A 16,283-nucleotide genomic window follows, 5' to 3' on the forward strand; every position below is an offset into this window, starting at 1 on the left:
GTGGGGGAGACCTTCAGCGGCCTCGTCACCGACGGCCCGCTCCTCGTGGCCGCCGCGGTCGCGGCGCTGGTCGGGCTGATCAGCTTCGCCTCGCCGTGCGTGCTGCCGCTGGTGCCCGGCTACCTCTCCTACGTCGCCGGCCTGGCCGGCAACACCCGGGGGACGGCGGACGGCGACCGGCCCGCCGCGGGCGGCGGGACCGCCACCGCGACCGCGACCGACCCGCGCACCGGCCGGCGGCAGATGGTGCTCGGCGCGCTGCTGTTCGTCCTCGGCTTCACCGCGGTGTTCGTCGCGCTCGGGACGGCGGCGGGCTCGCTGGGCCGCCTGCTGCTCGTGCACGACGACGTCATCACCCGGGTGATGGGCGTCGTGGTGATCGTCGTCGGGCTGGGCTTCCTCGGCTGGCTGCCGCTGCTGCAGCGCACCAAGCGGCTGTCGCTGCGTCCCTCGACCGGCCTGCTCGGCGCGCCGCTGCTCGGCGTCGTCTTCGGGCTGGGCTGGACCCCGTGCCTCGGCCCGACCCTGGGCGCCGTCCTCAGCCTCGCCTACACCGAGGGGACCGCCGGCCGCGGCGCCTTCCTGTCGATCGCCTACTGCCTCGGCCTCGGCGTGCCGTTCGTGCTGGTCGCGCTCGGCGCCCGGTGGGCGCTGGGGGCGACGGCCTTCCTGCGCCGGCACGCCCGCGCTGTCACCCGGGTCGGCGGCGGGCTGCTCGTGCTGGTCGGCCTCCTGCTGGTCACCGGCGCGTGGGCGGAGATGATGGGCTGGCTGCGCTCCTGGGCCGCCGCCACCGGGATCGGGACCTCGCTGTGACCGTCACCGCCCCGCCGCGCGAGGCGGCCGCGCCGCCCCCGCCCGCCCGGCCCTCGGCCGGCCGGCGCGCGTGGACCCTGCTCGTGCGGTGGTGGCGCCGGCTGACCGCCATGCGGACGGCGATCATCCTGCTGTTCCTGCTGGCGCTGGCGGCCATCCCCGGCTCGCTGCTGCCGCAGCGCTCGCTGTCGCAGACCAACGTCGCCCGCTACTTCGCCGACCACCCGACGCTGGCGCCGTGGCTGGACCGGTTCTACCTCTTCGACGTCTTCAGCTCGCCCTGGTTCGCCGCGGTCTACCTGCTGCTGTTCGTCTCGCTGATCGGCTGCGTGCTGCCGCGGGCCGTGGAGCACGCCCGCGCCCTGCGCACCCCGCCGCCGCCGGCCCCGCGCAACCTGCTGCGGCTGCCGGACGCCGCCCGGCTGGACACCCCGCTCGACGGCCCGGCCGCGCTCGACACCGTCGAGGAGGAGCTGCGGGTGCGGCGCTACCGCGTCGTCCGCCGGGCGACGACGGCCGGCCCCGAGCTGTCCGCGGAGAAGGGGTACCTCAAGGAGGCCGGCAACCTGCTGTTCCACCTCTCCCTGGTGGCGCTGCTGGTCGCGCTGGCCGGCGGGAAGCTGTGGGGCTACGAGGGCAGCATCCTGGTGACCGAGGGCCAGGGCTTCTGCAACGCCTTCCAGCAGTACGACACGTACTCCGCCGGGCCGCTGGTGGACGGCGGCGACCTCAGCCCGCTGTGCGTCGACCTCGAGGACTTCCGCGCCGAGTACGAGTCCGGCACCGCCGCCTCGTTCACCGCCGACATCACCTACGGCGGGCCGGGCGAGGAGGGCACCCCGCAGACCATCGGCGTCAACGACCCGCTGCGCGCCGACGGCGACCGCGTCTACCTCACCGGCCACGGCTTCGCGCCCCGCTTCACCGTGACGACGCCGACCGGCCAGACCTTCACCGACGTCTCCGCGCCGTTCCTGCCCAGCGACCAGACGACGATGGCCAGCGAGGGCGCGCTCAAGCTGCCCGACCTCGGCGTCGACGCGGAGTCGCAGCTGGCGATCCAGGGCTTCTTCGCCCCGACCGGCGTGGTGCAGAACGGCATCCTGACCAGCGCCGACCCCCGCCCGCTGGACCCGCAGGTGGCCGTCGTGGCCTACCAGGGCTACCTCGGCCTGGACACCGGCCGCCCGCAGTCGGTGTACTCGATCAGCGCCGAGCAGATCGAGCGCGGCGCGCTGGAGCGGGTCGGCTCGGCCAACCTGGCCATCGGGGAGACGCTGACCCTGCCCGACGGCACCGCGATCACCTTCACCGGCTACGCGGAGTTCGCCGCCCTGCAGCTGTCGCACGACCCGGGGCAGGTGTGGGTGCTGGTCGCCGCGATCGCCGTCCTCGTGGGCCTGCTGGGCATGCTGCTGCTGCGCCGCGAGCGGGTCTTCGCCCGCGTCGGCCCGGCCGCCGGCGCGCCCGGTACCGTGCTGACCGTCGGCTCGCTGACGCGGGGCGGCGGCGAGGGCTCCGAGCGCTTCGCCGGGCTGGCCGACGACCTGCGGGCGGCGCTGGCCGCCCGCGCCCCCGCACGCCCCACCCCGCCGGCCGGCGGGGTCCCCCCGGACCCGGAGGTCCCCGCCCCGTGACCGTCGACACCACCCTGGCCGACCTCTCCGACACGCTGTTCTCCGTCAGCGTCGGCCTGTACTCGCTGGCGGTCATCGCCTTCTGCGCGCAGCTCGCGTTCGGCCGGCGGCCCGCCCCGGCCCGGGAGCTGGTCGGCGCCGGCGCGCCGGCCGGGCCGGCGGCGGCCGAGGTCCCGGCCGAGCCGGCGAGCGTCCGCCGCTACGGCGTGGCGGGGATGGTCCTCACGGTGCTGGGCGCGCTCGCCCAGGCCGGGGTCCTGCTGTTCCGCGGGCTGGCCACCGACCGGCTGCCCTGGGGCAACATGTACGAGTTCGCGACCGGGGTCGTGCTCGTGGCCGTCGTCTCGTTCACGGTGCTCGCCGTGCGGCGGCCGGCGCTGCGGCACCTCGGCGTCTTCGTGCTCGCGCCGGTCGTGCTCTCGATGGTCGCCATCGGGCTGTTCCTCTACGCCGAGGCCGGGCCGCTGGTCGCGTCGCTGCGGTCGAGCTGGCTCGCCGTCCACGTGACCACCGCGATCCTGGGCTTCGGCATCTTCTTCGTCAGCGGCATCGCCAGCGTCATGTACCTGCTGCGGCTGCGCCACGACGCCCGCGTCGCCGCCGGCACCGCGACGGCCGGCGGCCTGCTCGACCGACTGCCGGCGCCGGCCGCGATCGACCGGGTGGCCCACCGCACCGCGGTGTTCGGCTTCCCGATCTGGACCTTCGCCGTGATCGCCGGCGCCATCTGGGCCGAGAGCGCCTGGGGCCGGTTCTGGGGCTGGGACCCCAAGGAGACCTGGGCGTTCATCGCCTGGGTCGTCTACGCGGCCTACCTCCACGCGCGGACGACGGCCGGCTGGCGCGGCAGGCCGGCCGCGTGGGTCAACGTGGTGGGCCTCGGCGTGATGATCTTCAACCTGCTCTACGTGAACATGGTCTCCACCGGCCTGCACAGCTACGCCGGCGTCTCCTGAGGGGCCCGGAGAGGGGTCGGACGTCGTCACCGCGGGTGACCGGCCCCCGGTCGGGCGACGTCGGCGGGTGACGGGACCGCCCGGTCCGTGCTGGGATGCAGGCATGGACAGGCACCGGGGTGGTCACCGTGGGTAGGCACGCGGCAGCAGTCGGCGCGGACGTCGACCCGGTCGTCGCGGCGGCGCTCGCCCGGCGCGGCGTCGCCGGCGGCACCCCCCGGCACACGGACGCCGGTGACGAGCGGCGCGGCGGGGAGCGGCAGGAGAACCCGGTCGGCTGGCCCGGGCGGGACGACGAGGCCCCCGGCGGGTCGCCGGTCGGCTGGCCGGGCTCGATCACGGCGGAGCCGGCCGAGCGGGCCCCGGAGCGGCCCGCGGCGACGCCGACGCCGGAGCGTCCGCGGGGCTGGCGGCGGCTGTTCGGCGGGAGCCGGGCCGCCTGAGGCGCCCGGCCACGATCAGCGTCCCTGATCGTGCGGTGTCCTCCCCCGCGGTGGACCGTGAGGGAGGACGCGTCGGGATCAGGTCACCTGATCCCGGCTGAGGCGGCGGGTCAGGCCGGCGAGCCGTCGTCGCGGCGGGCGCGGCGCTCCAGTTCGCGGAGGAACTCCGGGTCGTCGTCGGGCGCCAGCGGGCGCGCGTTGCGCGGCGGCCGCGGACGGCGCTGCGGGCGCGGCGCCCCCAGGCCGGGGCCGCCGCTCGTACCGGACTTCTCCGCGGCGCGCATGACCAGCACGACCACGGCGATCGCCACCACCAGGAACACCAGGAACACCACGCGGCGCCACCTCTCCGTCTCCCCCTGTACGACCCACAGTACGTCCGCGGCGATACTCGGGGGCGGGGTCGGGGCATCCGGTCCCGATCCGGGACGGAGGACGGTCATCGACGCGGTCGACCGCAGGCTCATCGAGCTGCTGCAGGCCAACGGCCGGGCCAGCTACGCCGAGCTGGCCCGCCAGGTGGGGCTCTCGGCGCCGGCGGTGCACGAGCGGGTCGGCAAGCTCGAGGCGGGCGGGGTCATCACCGGCTACCGCGCGGTCGTCGACCCGATGGCCGTCGGGCTGGACGTCACGGCGCTGATCAGCGTCATCGAGAGCGACTCGGTCGACGAGACCGGCGTGGAGGCGGCCCTGGCGGCGATGCCCGAGGTCGAGGACTGCTGGCGGGTCGCCGGCGCGGAGGGCTACGTCCTGAAGGTGCGGGTGACCGACATCCCGGCACTGGAGGCGGCCATCAGCGCGTTGAACCGGATCAGAGGAGTGGCACGCACCCGCACGACCGTGGTGCTCTCGACCAAGTGGGAGGGCCGGCATGGCTGACGCGACCGGACCGGCGGCGCCCGGGTCCCCGACCGGCGGCCGGGCCACGCCGCCGCGGGTGGCGCCGCCGCTGGTGCTCTACACGCTCGGCCGGCTGCTGATCACCGTCGCGCTCGTCGCCGTCATCTGGGTCGCCGGCCTGCCCGGCTTCCCCGCGCTGCTGTTCGGGCTGCTGCTGTCGATGCCGGTCTCGCACGTGCTCCTGCGCGGGGTCCGCGACCGGCTCACCGAGGCGCTCGCCGCGCGCAGCGTCGCGCGGCGCGCCGCCAAGGAGGACCTGCGCACGCGGCTGTCCGGGGACGCCGCGGACGACGCCTGAGCCCCGGTCAGCTCAGCGCGAGCCCGGCGGCGAGCAGCACGCCGGTGGCCAGGGTCAGCAGGCCGGTCGCCTGCAGGCCGGCGACGAGCGCCGGCCCGCGCGCCCCGGAGAGCACCAGCCGGGCCGGCGGCACCGCCAGCGGCGCGGCGGCCAGGCCGAGCAGCGCCCAGGGGCGGGCGACCCCGATCGCGACGACCACGGCGAACGCGACGACCAGCAGGCCGGTGTAGGCCAGCCGGGTGCCGCGCTCGCCGAGCAGCACCGCCAGCGTCCGCTTGCCGACGGCGGCGTCCCCGGCGATGTCGCGCAGGTTGTTCACCACGAGCAGCGCCACCGACAGCAGCCCGATCGGCACCGCCGCCGCGAGCGCCAGGCCCTCCACCGACCGGGTCTGCACGAACGTCGTCCCGGCGACCGCGACCAGGCCGAAGAAGACGAAGACGAACACCTCGCCCAGCGCCCGGTAGCCGTAGGGCAGCGGGCCGCCGGTGTAGGTCCAGGCCGCGGCGATGCAGACCGCGCCGACCGCGACCAGCCACCAGCTCGACAGCGCGGCCAGCGCCAGCCCGGCGACCCCCGCGACGGCGAAGGCGGCCAGCGCCGCGACGAGCACCTGCCGGGGCGTCGCCGCGCCGGAGCCGACCAGCCGCATCGGCCCGACCCGGTCGGCGTCGGTGCCGCGGCGGCCGTCGGAGTAGTCGTTGGCGTAGTTGACCGCCACCTGCAGGGCCAGTGCGACCAGCAGCGCCAGCAGCGCCGGCCCGGGCCGGAACCCGTCGAGCGCGGCCGCAACGCCGGTGCCGACCAGCACGGGGGCGACGGCGGCCGGCAGCGTCCGGGGGCGCGCGCCGGCCACCCACTGCGCGGGCGTGGCCATCAGGCGGCGCCCGTCAGGGCCGCGGCCACCGCGCGGCGGTCGGGCTTGCCGGTGTGCAGCGTCGGGACGGCGGGGATCCGGTGCAGCTCCCGCGGCGCGGCCGGCCCGCCCAGCCGCGCGGCGACCCACGGCCGCAGGGCGTCCAGGCCCGGGTCGGCGCCGGGCGCCGGGACGACGGCGGCGACCACCCGCTGCCCCCACTCGGGGTCGGGCCGGCCGAAGACGACCGCGTCGGCGACCGCCGGGTGCTCGCGCAGCACGCCCTCGACCGCCTGCGGGGCGACGTTCACCCCGCCGGTCACCACGACGTCGTCCAGCCGGCCGTGCACGGTCAGGACCCCGCCGGCCAGCTCACCGGCGTCGCGGGTGCGGAACCAGCCGCCGGCGAAGGCCTCCGCGGTGGCGGCCGGGTCGCCGCGGTAGCCCAGCGCGAGCACCGGCCCGGCGAGCTCGATCCCGCCGCCGGCGACCCGCACGGAGACGCCGTCCAGCGGGACGCCGTCGTAGACGCAGCCGCCCGCGGTCTCGGTCATCCCGTACGTCGTCACGACCCGGACGCCGTCCTCCCGCGCCCGGGCCAGCAGCGCCGGGTCGGTGGCCGCGCCGCCGACCAGCACCGCGTCGAGCGCGCGCAGCGCGTCCGGCTCGGCGTCCAGGTACCGGCGCAGCTGCGTGGGCACCAGCGAGGCGTAGCGGCGGCCGGCCGGCATCCGCGCGACCGCGGCGGCCAGCGGCTCGCCCCGGCCCGGCACGGTCGGCGTCGTCCCGGCCAGCAGGGAGCGGAGCAGCACCTGCAGCCCGGCGACCGCCGACACCGGCAGGGCGAGCAGCCACGCCCCCGGCCCGCCCAGCCGCTCGTGCGTCGCCGCGCCGGCGGCGCGCAGCGCCGCGGCCGGCAGCAGGACGCCGCGGCCGCCGCCGGTCGACCCGGAGGTGACGACGACGAGGTCGGCGCCGGCCTCGAGCGGCTCCTCGGGCCGCAGCACCGCGCGCGCGGCGGCCACCGCGGCGGGCGGCCCGGCCGGCAGCACGGCCAGCGGCGCGGCGCCGGCCAGGCAGGCGCGCAGCGGCTCCAGCAGCACCAGGGGGTCGTCGGGCGCGGGCACGAGGGTCAGGTGCCGGGCCACGGGATCCGAGAGTAGGGACCCTCCTGCCCCCCACGACTCGCGGGCTCGCCGCGGGACCCCGCAGGAGGGCCGAACTACGCTGGTCACCGTGGCGGACGCGGCGGGGATCGACGCCGTCCACGTGTACTCGGTGCCGCTGCGCACCCGGTTCCGCGGCATCGACCTCCGCGACGGCGTGCTCGTGCACGGCCCGGCCGGCTGGGGCGAGTTCAGCCCGTTCTGGGACTACGACGCCGCCGAGAGCCGCCGCTGGTGGGCCGCCGCCCGCGAGGCGGCGCTCGAGGGCTGGCCGCCGCCGCGCCGCGACGCCGTCCCGGTGAACGTGACCGTCCCGGCCGTCGGGCCGGAGCGGGCGCACGCGATCGTCGCCGCCTCCGGCTGCCGGACCGCCAAGGTCAAGGTCGCCGAGCCCGGGCAGGACGCCGCCGAGGACCTGGCCCGCGTCGAGGCGGTGCGCGACGCCCTCGGCCCGGACGGCGCGGTGCGGGTCGACGCCAACGCCGCCTGGGACGTCGACACCGCCGCCGCCCGCATCTGCGCGCTCGACGCCGCGGCCGGCCTGGAGTACGTGGAGCAGCCCTGCCCGACGCTGGCCGAGCTCGCCGCGCTGCGCCGCCGGGTCGACGTCCGCATCGCCGTCGACGAGGGCGTGCGCCGCTCGGCCGACCCGCTGCGGGTCGACCTGCGCGAGGCCGCCGACGTCGTCGTCCTCAAGGTGCAGCCGCTGGGCGGCGTCCGGGCCGCGCTGCGGGTGGCCGAGGCGCACGGCCTGCCCTGCGTGGTGTCCTCGGCGCTGGAGAGCTCGGTCGGCATCGCCGCCGGGGTGGCGCTGGCCGCCGCGCTGCCCGAGCTCCCGTTCGCCTGCGGCCTGGCCACCGTCGCGCTGTTCACCGCCGACGTCGCCGCCGACCCGCTGCTGCCGGTCGACGGCGCGCTGCCGGTGCGGGCGGTCGCCCCCGACCGGCTGGCCGCGGTCCCCGCCCCGGCCGACGTCGACGCCCGCTGGCGGGCCCGCCTCGCGGCCGTCCGGGCAGGGGCGGCGGCGTGAACCCCTCGACCGCGCTGGCCACCGTGCTGGTCGACGAGCTGCTCCGCGGCGGCGTGACCGACGCGGTGGTCGCGCCCGGCTCGCGCTCGGCGCCGGTGGCGCTCGCGCTGGCCGCCGCCGAGCGGGCCGGCCGGCTCACCCTGCACGTGCGGGTCGACGAGCGGACGGCGGCCTTCCTCGCCCTCGGCCTGGCCCGCGGCACCGGCCGCCCGGTGCCGGTCCTCACCACCTCGGGGACGGCGACCGCGCACCTGCACGCCGCGGTGCTGGAGGCCGACGCGAGCGGCGTGCCGCTGCTGCTGCTCACCGCCGACCGGCCGCCCGAGCTGCGGGCCACCGGGGCCAACCAGACGATCGACCAGCCCGGGCTGTACGGGGGCGCGGTGCGCTTCGCCGCGGACGCCGGCGTGCCCGAGGCCGGCCGCGAGGAGCCGCAGAACCGGTACTGGCGCGCGCTGGTCGCCCGGTCGCTGCTCGTCGCCCGCGGCGTCGTCTCCGGCGACCCCGGGCCGGTGCACCTGAACCTGCCGTTCCGCGAGCCGCTGCTGCCCGACGGGCCGGCCGCCACCGGGCAGCCGTGGGCCGGGCGGCCCGACGGCGCGCCGTGGACCGCCGCCGGGGCCGGCGCCCCCGGCCCGGCGCCCCTGCCGGCCGGCCCCGCCCGCACGGTGGTCGTCGTCGGGGACGCCCCGCCCGCGCTCGGCCGCGCCGCCGCCGGCCTCGCCCGGCGGGCCGGCTGGCCGGTGGTGGCCGAGCCCAGCAGCGGCGCCTGGGGGGCCGCGGTGCGCGGCGGCGCGCTGCTGCTGGGCGCCGCGGACTGGCTGGCCGCGCACCGACCGGAGCGGGTGCTCGTCGTCGGCCGCCCGACGCTGTCCCGCCCGGTGTCCGCGCTGCTGGCCGACCCCGCGGTGCGGGTGGAGGTCGTGCCGGCCGGCTCGCGGTGGGCCGACGCCGGCCGCAGCGCCGCGGCCGTCGGCGCGCTGCCGGGGACCGCGGAGACCGCCGACCCGGCCTGGGCGGCGGCCTGGAAGTCGGCCGCCGCGCGGGCCGGCGCGGCCGTCGACGCCCTGCTGGCGGGGGAGCCGGCCACCGCCGCGCGGCTGGCCCGCGACGTGGTGGCCGCCGCGCCCGCCGGGGGGCTGCTGGTGCTCGGCTCCTCGACGCCGGTGCGCGACGTCGACCGGCTGGCCGTGCCGCGCGCCGACCTGACCGTGCTGGCCAACCGCGGCGTCGCCGGCATCGACGGCACGATCTCGACCGCGGTGGGCGCCGCGCTGGCGCACCGGCGGGCCGGGGGCGGGCCGGCCGTCGCGCTGCTGGGCGACCTGACCGTGCTGCACGACCTGACCGGGCTGCTGCTCGGCGACGGCGAGCCGGCGCCGGACCTGACCGTCGTGGTGCCGGACAACGACGGCGGCGGCATCTTCGCCCAGCTCGAGCCGGGCCGCCCCGAGCACGCGGCCGCCTACCGCCGGGTGTTCGGCACACCGCACGGCCGCGACCTCGTCGCCGTCGCCCGGTCCCTGGGGTGGGCGGCCGAGGCGGTGCCGGAGACCGACGACCTGCGGGCCGCCCTGACCGCCGGCGGGCCGCGGCTGCTCGTCGCCCGCACCGACCAGCGGGCCGAGGCCGACCTCGCCGTCCGGCTGCGGGAGGCGGCCGCCGCGGCGCTGGGCTGATCCGCCGGACGGCGCAGGTTAGGCTGCCCTGACCTGTTCGCCCGGCCGCCGAGGAGGAGCCCTGCCTCCCACGGCGCGCACCCTGCTGCGGCGGGCGCTGCGGCGACACCCGCGCCGGCTGGCCGCCTCCGTCGCCCTCCTGTCGCTGCACCAGACCTGCGAGGCCCTCGTCCCCGTGGCGATCGGCCTGACCATCGACCGGGCGGTGGCGACCGGCGACGTCCCCGCCCTGGGCGTCGCGCTGCTCGGCACCGGCCTGCTGTTCGTCGTCCTCTCCCAGGCCTATCGGTTCGGCGCCCGGGCCGTCGTGGCCGCCTGGTGGGAGGAGACCCACCTGCTCCGGGTGGAGCTCACCGAGCGGGTGCTCGACCCGCGCGGGCTGGCCGACCCGCCGCCCACCGGCGAGCTGCTGTCGACCGCCACCTCCGACGCCGACCGGGTCGGCCGGGTGATCGAGGCCGCCTCGGTACTGGTCGCCGGCACCGCCGCGGTCGCGGTCGCGGCGGTCTCGCTGCTGGTCGTGCACGTGCCGCTGGGGCTGGCGGTGCTGGTCGGCGCCCCGCTGCTGGTGGGCGCGCTGCAGCTGCTCGCCCCGCTGCTGACCCGCCGCACCGCCGCGCAGCAGGAGGACGTCGCCCGCACCGCGGGGCTGGCCACCGACCTGGTGCAGGGCGTCCGGGCGCTGCGCGGCATCGGCGCCGAGGACGCGGCCACCGAGCGCTACCGGCGGACCAGCCGCACGTCGCTGGCCTCCACGCTGCACGCCGCCCGCGCGGTCGGCCTCTACCGCGGGGTCACGACGCTGGGCAGCGGCCTGTTCCTCACCGCGGTCGCCGGCGCCGCCGGGGCGCTGGCGTTCGACGGGCAGCTGAGCGTCGGCGACCTGGTCACCGTCGTCGGCCTCGCCCAGTTCCTCGCCGAGCCGGTCGGGCTGCTCGGCTTCGCCGGCCAGAGGTGGGCCGAGGCCCGGGCGTCGGCGGCCCGCGTCGCCGACGTGCTGGCCCGGCCGGTGCTCGCCGCCGGCGGCGCGGGCCGCACCCCCGCCGGCGCGGGCCGGCTGGAGCTGCGCGAGGTCACCGCCGGCTCCCTGGCGGGGCTGTCGCTGACCGCGGAGCCGGGGGAACTGCTCGGCGTCGTCGCCCCCGACCCCCGCGACGCCGAGGCGCTCGTCGCCCTCCTCGCCGGCCGGCTGCCCGCCGACCGGGTCGCGGGCGCCGTCCTGGTCGACGGCGCGGAGGTCGGCGACCTCGACCCCGCGGCCGCCCGCCGCGCCGTGCTGGTCGAGCCGCACGCGGTCGTGCTGTTCGAGGGCACCGTCCGCACCGCGGTGGACCCGGCCGGCACCGCGCCCGACGACCGGTTCCTCGCCGCGGTGCGCGCCGCGGCCGCCGACGACGTCCTCACCGGGCACCCCGACGGCGCGCAGCGGGCGGTGGCCGACCGCGGCCGCAGCCTGTCCGGCGGCCAGCGCCAGCGGGTCGCACTCGCCCGCGCGCTGCTGCAGGCACCGCCGGTGCTGGTGCTGCACGACCCGACCACCGCGGTCGACGCCGTCACCGAGGAGGCCATCGCCGCCGGGGTCGAGGACATGCGCCGCGGGCGGACGACGGTGCTGGTCACCAGCAGCCCCGCGCTGCTGGGCCGCTGCGGCCGGGTCCTGCTGCTGGACGGCGGCCGGGTCGCGGCCACCGGCACCCACGCGGAGCTGTCGGACGCCGACGCCTACCGGACGGCGGTCCTCCGGTGACCGCGGGCGGCCCCGCGCCGGACCTGCTGCCCACCGCGACCGGACGGCGGGCGGCCCGGGTGGTCGGCCGCCACGCCCGCGAGCGCCCGCTCGACGCCGCCGCGGCCGTCGTGCTCAGCGTCGCCGCGGCCGCCGCGGGGCTCGTCGCGCCCGCCGTGCTCGGCCGGCTGGTCGACGCCGTCTCCGCGGGCGGCTCGATCGGCGGGTACCTCGTGGCGCTCGCCGGCGCGGCCCTGCTCTCCGCCGTCCTGGTGGGCCTGTCGGCGGTCGCGGTCAGCCGGCTCGGGGAGTCGGTGCTGGCCCGCCTGCGCGAGGCGGTCGTGGCCCGCGTGCTGCACCTGCACACCGCCGTCCTGGACCGGGTCCGCGCCGGGGACCTGCTCTCCCGCGTCGGCGACGACGTCGCCCGGGTCAGCGAGTCGGTCACCACCGGCCTGCCCGAGGTGGTCAACGCGGGGCTGGCCGTGCTGCTCACCCTGCTCGGCCTCGGGGTGCTGGACTGGCGGCTGGCGCTGGCCGGGCTGCTCGCGCTGCCCAGCTACGGCCTGGCCCTGCGCTGGTACCTGCCGCGCTCGGCGCCGGTGTACGCCCGCGAGCGGGTCGTCGTCGCCGAGCGGGCCGACGGGCTGCTCGGCGCGGTGCACGGCGCCGACACCATCCGCGCCTACGCCCGCAGCGGCCCGCACGCCGCCGAGGTCGCCCGGCGCTCGGCGGTGGCCCGCGACGTCGGCGTCGGCGTCTTCCGGCTCTACACCGACTTCGGCTGGCGGATGAACCGCTCGGAGTACGTCGGGCTGGCCGCCGTCCTCGGCGTCGGGTTCCTGCTGGTGCGCTGGGACGTGGGCACCGTCGGCGAGGTGACGACGGCGGCGCTGCTGTTCCACCGGCTGTTCGGGCCGCTGGGCACCCTGCTGTTCTCCTTCGACGAGGTGCAGGCCGCCGGGGCCGCGCTGGTGCGGCTGGTCGGCGTCGTCGACCTGCCCGAGCCCACCGCCGCCCCGCAGCGCCCGGCCGGGCCGCACCGCCCCGCCGTCGAGCTGCGCGGCATCGGGCACCGCTACGGCGACGGCCCCGCCGTCCTCGCCGGCGTCGACCTGCGGATCGGGCCGGGGGAGCGGGTCGCCCTCGTCGGGGCCAGCGGCGCGGGCAAGACCACGCTCGCCGCCGTGCTGGCCGGCGCGCTGGAGCCCACGGCGGGGGAGGTGCTCCTCGACGGCGTCCCGGCCCGCGCGCTGCCCGGCCGCGGCCTGCGCGACCAGGTGGCGCTGGTCAGCCAGGAGGTGCACGTCTTCGCCGGGACGCTCGCCGACGACGTCCGGCTCGCCCGTCCCGACGCCCCCGACGAGCAGGTGCGCGCGGCCCTCGAGCTGGTCGGCGCCCGCTGGGCGGCCGCGCTGCCCGAGGGGATCGCGACCCGGGTCGGCGAGGGCGGCGCCGCGCTCACCCCGGCGCAGGCCCAGCAGCTGGCGCTGGCCCGGCTGGCGCTGGCCGACCCGCCGGTGGCGGTGCTCGACGAGGCGACCGCGGAGGCGGGCAGCGCCGGCGCCCGCGAGCTGGAGGAGGCGGCCTTCGCGGCCACGGCCGGCCGGACGACGCTCGTCGTCGCGCACCGGCTCACCCAGGCGGTCCGGGCCGACCGCGTCGTCGTCCTCGACGCCGGCCGGGTGGTCGAGGAGGGCACCCACGCCGACCTGGTCGCCGCCGGCGGCCGCTACGCCACGCTGTGGGCCGCCTGGCAGGGCCGCTCGACCGTGGCGGGGAACGCGGGTGGGCCCCGGATCGACGGGTAGGGCACGACCGAACGGGGCGTTCAGGGCCGCCGATCCGGTGCGGTGAGCGTCCCGCGAGGAGGTGACGTCGTCGTGACGTGGATCTGGATCGTGGCGGCCGTCGTGGTGATCGGCGGTCTCGCCGCCGCGTGGGTGGCCAACGCCGCGCGGCTGGCCCGGGCCAACGGGCAGCTGCACCGCAGGAGCCCGACCGCCGGCGATCGGGCCGAGCGGATCGCCCGCGGCGAGGACGACCGGTAGCCCCCGCCCCCGGCTCCGGCGGGCGCCGCCTCGTCGGGCCGGGGTGCTCCGGGACGTAGGTTGGCGGCGTGGGCCTGGAGATCGCGACGCGCGCGTCCGACTCGCCGTGGATCGACTCCGTCTGGACCAGCCGCAGCGACGCGGTGTCGGAGATGACGTCGGTCGCGTCGGAGACCTGGGGGCTCGTCTTCTGGGAGCAGGACGGCGTCCGGCACGCGGCGGTGACCGGGCCCGAGACCCGCTCGGGCACCGCCCCGGTGCCCGAGGGGGCGGTGTTCGTCGGCATCCAGTTCGCGGTCGGCACCGCCCTGCGGCGGACGCCCACCCCCGCCCTGGTGGACTCGGGGCTGGCGCTGCCGGACACGACGAGCCGGCACTTCACGCTGCACGGTGACCGCTGGGAGACGCCGGGGCCCGACGACGCGGAGGCCCTGGTGGAGCGGCTGGTCCGCCGGGGCGTCGTCGAGCGGGACCCCCTGGTGGCCGCGGCCCTGCGGGGGAGCGGCGTGCCCGGCTCCGACCGCACGGTCGAGCGCCGGTTCCGCGCCGCGACGGGCCTGACCCGCGGCGCGGTCGACCAGATCGCGCGCGCCCGGGCGGCGACCACGCTGCTGCTCGGCGGGGCGACCGCCGCCGGTGTCGTCGCCGAGCTCGGCTACTACGACGAGCCGCACCTGGCCCGTGCGCTGCGCCGGTACGTCGGCCGCACCGCCGGTCAGCTGCGCAGCGGGACCGGCGGTGCGCTCGCGCTCACGGCTCAGCGCACGACGTCGTAGACCGCCTTGAGGACGCCGTTGGAGTAGGACTCCGACTCCCGCAGGGACAGCTGCTGCCGGGCGCGGTCGGCGCGGCTGAACAGGCTCTTGCCCGAGCCCAGCAGCACGGGGAAGACCAGCAGGTTGTAGCGGTCGATCAGGTCGGCGTCGGCGAGGCGGCGCGCGAGCTCGGCGCTGCCGTGGACGAAGATCGCGCCCCCGTCGGTCTGCTTGAGCGCGGCGACGTCCTCGGTCGACCGCAGGAGCTGCTGGGGCCCCCAGCCGTCGACCAGCGCGTCCTCGCCCAGGGAGCCGGACACCACGTACTTGGGCAGGTCCCGGTAGGCGACGTGGTCCTCGGAGCCGGGCCAGCTGGCCGAGAACGCCTCGTAGCTGCGCCGGCCGAACATCAGCGCGCCGGTCTCCTCGAGCTCCTCGGCCTTGAGCGCGAACGACTCCGGGACGAACGGCGTGCTCAGCACCCAGCCGCCGCTCGGGTGCCCCTCGACGGCTCCGCCGGGGGAGTCGACGACGCCGTCGAGGGTCATGAAGCCGGTCCAGACGAGTTTCCGCGACATGGTCTGCCTCCGCAGGTCCTGGAGGGCGCCGACGCCCTCCGACTGCCGGGAACGCTAGGGGCTGGGGGACCGGCGGTCTTGGACGGAAACGACACCGTCCCCCGGTCGGCCGTCGCCGGGGCGGGCGGGTGGCGCGTCCCTGGTGCGCCGCGCGGTCCTGCGGAGCAAGCTGTGACCGTCGTCACGCAGCGAGCGGGAGGGGTGCCCACGATGGTGAGTCCGGAGCCGAACGGCGGGGAGTTCTGGCGCGACCTCAAGCCGCTCGAGAACGTCTTCCGCGCCGACGCCGCGCCGGAGATCTTCCTGCCCGACACGCTCGACGACGACGACCGCTACTACATCCCCCTGTCGGAGACGGTCGGCTCCCGGCCGCTGTGGATCTCGCTCACCCAGAACCGCTGGGCCGACGTCCTGATGGCGAAGCAGGCCGGGCTGGTGAACCGGCACTACCACCCGCACCAGGTCTTCGGGTACACGCTGTCGGGGAAGTGGAGCTACCTGGAGCACGACTGGGTGGCCACCCGCGGCTGCTTCGTCTACGAGACCCCCGGCGAGGCCCACACCCTCGTCGCGCACGAGTCCGACGAGCCGATGCGCGTGCACTTCAACGTGACCGGCCCGCTGATCTGGCTGGACGAGGACGGGCAGCCCAGCGGCACCTTCGACGCCTACGACTACCTCGAGCTGGCGCGCCGGCACTACGAGGAGGTCGGCCTGGGCGCGGCGGCCGTGGAGAAGTTGCTGCGCTGACCGGGGCGGCTCAGCCCTCGAGGGCGGCCTGGAACGCGGCGAACTTCGACTGCGTCTCGGCCAGCTCCGCGGCCGGGTCGGACCCGGCGACGATGCCGCACCCGGCGAACAGCCGCGCGCCGGCCGGGTCGTCGGGGGTGAGCTGGGCGCAGCGCAGCGCCAGCCCGAACTCGCCGTCCCCGCGGGTGTCCAGCCAGCCCACGGGCCCGGCGTAGCGGCCGCGGTCCATCCCCTCGAGCTCGGCGATGAGCGCGGCGGCCCGCTCCGGCGGGGTGCCGCAGACCGCGGCGGTCGGGTGGACGGCGGCGACGAGGTCCAGCAGGCTCGCCGCCCCGCGGCGCCCGGCCCCGCGCTGGGTGCCGGTCACGTCGGTGGCCAGGTGGCGGACGTTGGCCAGCGTGAGCAGCTGCGGCTCCCCGGGCGCGTGCAGCTCCCGGCAGTACGGCTCGAGCGCGCGGACCAGCGAGTCGACCGCCAGGGCGTGCTCGGCGCGGTCCTTGGGCGAGGTGAGCAGGGCGGCGGCCAGCCGCTCGTCCTCGGCCCCGGGGGGGGGGGGGGGGGGGCGGGGGGGGGGGGGGGGGGGGTGGGGGGGGGGGGGGGGGGGGGGCGGGGGGGGGGGGGGGGGGGCGCGGGGGTGGGCGG

At 78.4% G+C, this 16,283-nt stretch carries 18 protein-coding genes; 13 read left to right on the forward strand and 5 right to left on the reverse strand.

Features of this window, described 5'->3' with window-relative positions; all coding sequences use genetic code 11:
• The 4 genes from ACI79F_RS13825 to ACI79F_RS13840 all read left to right on the forward strand — a co-directional run bounded on the left by ACI79F_RS13825 (position 1) and on the right by ACI79F_RS13840 (position 3,852).
• Positions 1-816: a cytochrome c biogenesis CcdA family protein gene (locus tag ACI79F_RS13825; RefSeq protein WP_456544786.1), complete on the forward strand. Its 816-nt coding sequence runs from the start codon at positions 1-3 to the stop codon at positions 814-816.
• Positions 813-2,453 (forward strand): cytochrome c biogenesis protein ResB, encoded by a 1,641-nt coding sequence (gene resB / locus ACI79F_RS13830; protein ID WP_456544787.1) that lies wholly within the window; start codon positions 813-815, stop codon positions 2,451-2,453. Before ACI79F_RS13825 ends, resB begins: the two co-directional genes overlap by 4 nt.
• Positions 2,450-3,409 carry a c-type cytochrome biogenesis protein CcsB gene (ccsB, locus tag ACI79F_RS13835; RefSeq protein WP_456544788.1) on the forward strand — a complete coding sequence of 320 codons (960 nt, stop codon included), beginning with the start codon at positions 2,450-2,452 and terminating at the stop codon, positions 3,407-3,409. The genes resB and ccsB overlap by 4 nt, the downstream gene beginning before the upstream one ends.
• Positions 3,410-3,537: 128 nt before the next feature.
• Positions 3,538-3,852, forward strand: coding sequence for a hypothetical protein (locus ACI79F_RS13840; RefSeq protein WP_456544789.1), 315 nt, complete (start codon positions 3,538-3,540; stop codon positions 3,850-3,852).
• 110 nt (positions 3,853-3,962) lie between these two features.
• On the opposite strand, the gene ACI79F_RS13845 is transcribed toward ACI79F_RS13840, so the two are convergent.
• Positions 3,963-4,187 carry a hypothetical protein gene (locus ACI79F_RS13845; protein WP_456544790.1) on the reverse strand — a complete coding sequence of 75 codons (225 nt, stop codon included), beginning with the start codon at positions 4,185-4,187 and terminating at the stop codon, positions 3,963-3,965.
• A gap of 106 nt (positions 4,188-4,293) precedes the next feature.
• On the opposite strand from ACI79F_RS13845, the gene ACI79F_RS13850 reads away from it, so the two are divergent.
• Both ACI79F_RS13850 and ACI79F_RS13855 read left to right on the forward strand, forming a co-directional pair.
• Positions 4,294-4,731: an Lrp/AsnC family transcriptional regulator gene (locus tag ACI79F_RS13850; RefSeq protein ID WP_456544804.1), complete on the forward strand. Its 438-nt coding sequence runs from the start codon at positions 4,294-4,296 to the stop codon at positions 4,729-4,731.
• The gene (locus ACI79F_RS13855) at positions 4,724-5,050 is read left to right on the forward strand and encodes a DUF4229 domain-containing protein (RefSeq protein WP_456544791.1); all 327 of its coding nucleotides are present in this window, start codon (positions 4,724-4,726) and stop codon (positions 5,048-5,050) included. Before ACI79F_RS13850 ends, ACI79F_RS13855 begins: the two co-directional genes overlap by 8 nt.
• Before the next feature lie 7 nt (positions 5,051-5,057).
• Here ACI79F_RS13855 and ACI79F_RS13860 read toward each other — a convergent pair whose 3' ends face one another.
• The gene (locus ACI79F_RS13860; protein ID WP_456544792.1) at positions 5,058-5,927 is read right to left on the reverse strand and encodes a 1,4-dihydroxy-2-naphthoate polyprenyltransferase; all 870 of its coding nucleotides are present in this window, start codon (positions 5,925-5,927) and stop codon (positions 5,058-5,060) included.
• The gene (menE, locus tag ACI79F_RS13865) at positions 5,927-7,054 is read right to left on the reverse strand and encodes an o-succinylbenzoate--CoA ligase (protein WP_456544793.1); all 1,128 of its coding nucleotides are present in this window, start codon (positions 7,052-7,054) and stop codon (positions 5,927-5,929) included. The genes ACI79F_RS13860 and menE overlap by 1 nt, the downstream gene beginning before the upstream one ends.
• An 88-nt stretch (positions 7,055-7,142) precedes the next feature.
• Between menE and ACI79F_RS13870 the strand changes: the two genes are divergently transcribed.
• The 6 genes from ACI79F_RS13870 to ACI79F_RS13895 all read left to right on the forward strand — a co-directional run bounded on the left by ACI79F_RS13870 (position 7,143) and on the right by ACI79F_RS13895 (position 14,334).
• Positions 7,143-8,102, forward strand: a complete 960-nt coding sequence (locus tag ACI79F_RS13870) for an o-succinylbenzoate synthase (protein ID WP_456544794.1) — start codon at positions 7,143-7,145, stop codon at positions 8,100-8,102.
• Complete coding sequence (menD, locus tag ACI79F_RS13875) at positions 8,099-9,781, forward strand: 2-succinyl-5-enolpyruvyl-6-hydroxy-3-cyclohexene-1-carboxylic-acid synthase (protein WP_456544795.1); 1,683 nt, start codon at positions 8,099-8,101, stop codon at positions 9,779-9,781. The genes ACI79F_RS13870 and menD overlap by 4 nt, the downstream gene beginning before the upstream one ends.
• 139 nt (positions 9,782-9,920) lie before the next feature.
• Positions 9,921-11,528, forward strand: coding sequence for an ABC transporter transmembrane domain-containing protein (locus tag ACI79F_RS13880; protein ID WP_456544805.1), 1,608 nt, complete (start codon positions 9,921-9,923; stop codon positions 11,526-11,528).
• Entirely contained in the window at positions 11,525-13,318 is a 1,794-nt protein-coding gene (locus ACI79F_RS13885) for an ABC transporter ATP-binding protein (protein ID WP_456544796.1), read from the forward strand. The genes ACI79F_RS13880 and ACI79F_RS13885 overlap by 4 nt, the downstream gene beginning before the upstream one ends.
• Before the next feature lie 72 nt (positions 13,319-13,390).
• Positions 13,391-13,558, forward strand: coding sequence for a hypothetical protein (locus tag ACI79F_RS13890; RefSeq protein ID WP_456544797.1), 168 nt, complete (start codon positions 13,391-13,393; stop codon positions 13,556-13,558).
• 68 nt (positions 13,559-13,626) lie between these two features.
• Entirely contained in the window at positions 13,627-14,334 is a 708-nt protein-coding gene (locus tag ACI79F_RS13895) for a helix-turn-helix domain-containing protein (RefSeq protein ID WP_456544798.1), read from the forward strand.
• On the opposite strand, the gene ACI79F_RS13900 is transcribed toward ACI79F_RS13895, so the two are convergent.
• Positions 14,316-14,891 (reverse strand): dihydrofolate reductase family protein, encoded by a 576-nt coding sequence (locus tag ACI79F_RS13900; RefSeq protein ID WP_456544799.1) that lies wholly within the window; start codon positions 14,889-14,891, stop codon positions 14,316-14,318. The genes ACI79F_RS13895 and ACI79F_RS13900 overlap by 19 nt on opposite strands.
• A 210-nt stretch (positions 14,892-15,101) precedes the next feature.
• On the opposite strand from ACI79F_RS13900, the gene ACI79F_RS13905 reads away from it, so the two are divergent.
• Positions 15,102-15,641 carry a 2,4'-dihydroxyacetophenone dioxygenase family protein gene (locus ACI79F_RS13905; RefSeq protein ID WP_456544800.1) on the forward strand — a complete coding sequence of 180 codons (540 nt, stop codon included), beginning with the start codon at positions 15,102-15,104 and terminating at the stop codon, positions 15,639-15,641.
• Between the two features lie 10 nt (positions 15,642-15,651).
• Here ACI79F_RS13905 and ACI79F_RS13910 read toward each other — a convergent pair.
• Positions 15,652-16,283, reverse strand: a 632-nt coding sequence (locus ACI79F_RS13910) for an isochorismate synthase (RefSeq protein ID WP_456578914.1), incomplete at its 5' end; no start/stop codon positions are given.

Source organism: Blastococcus sp. SYSU D00868 (genome assembly GCF_054050575.1).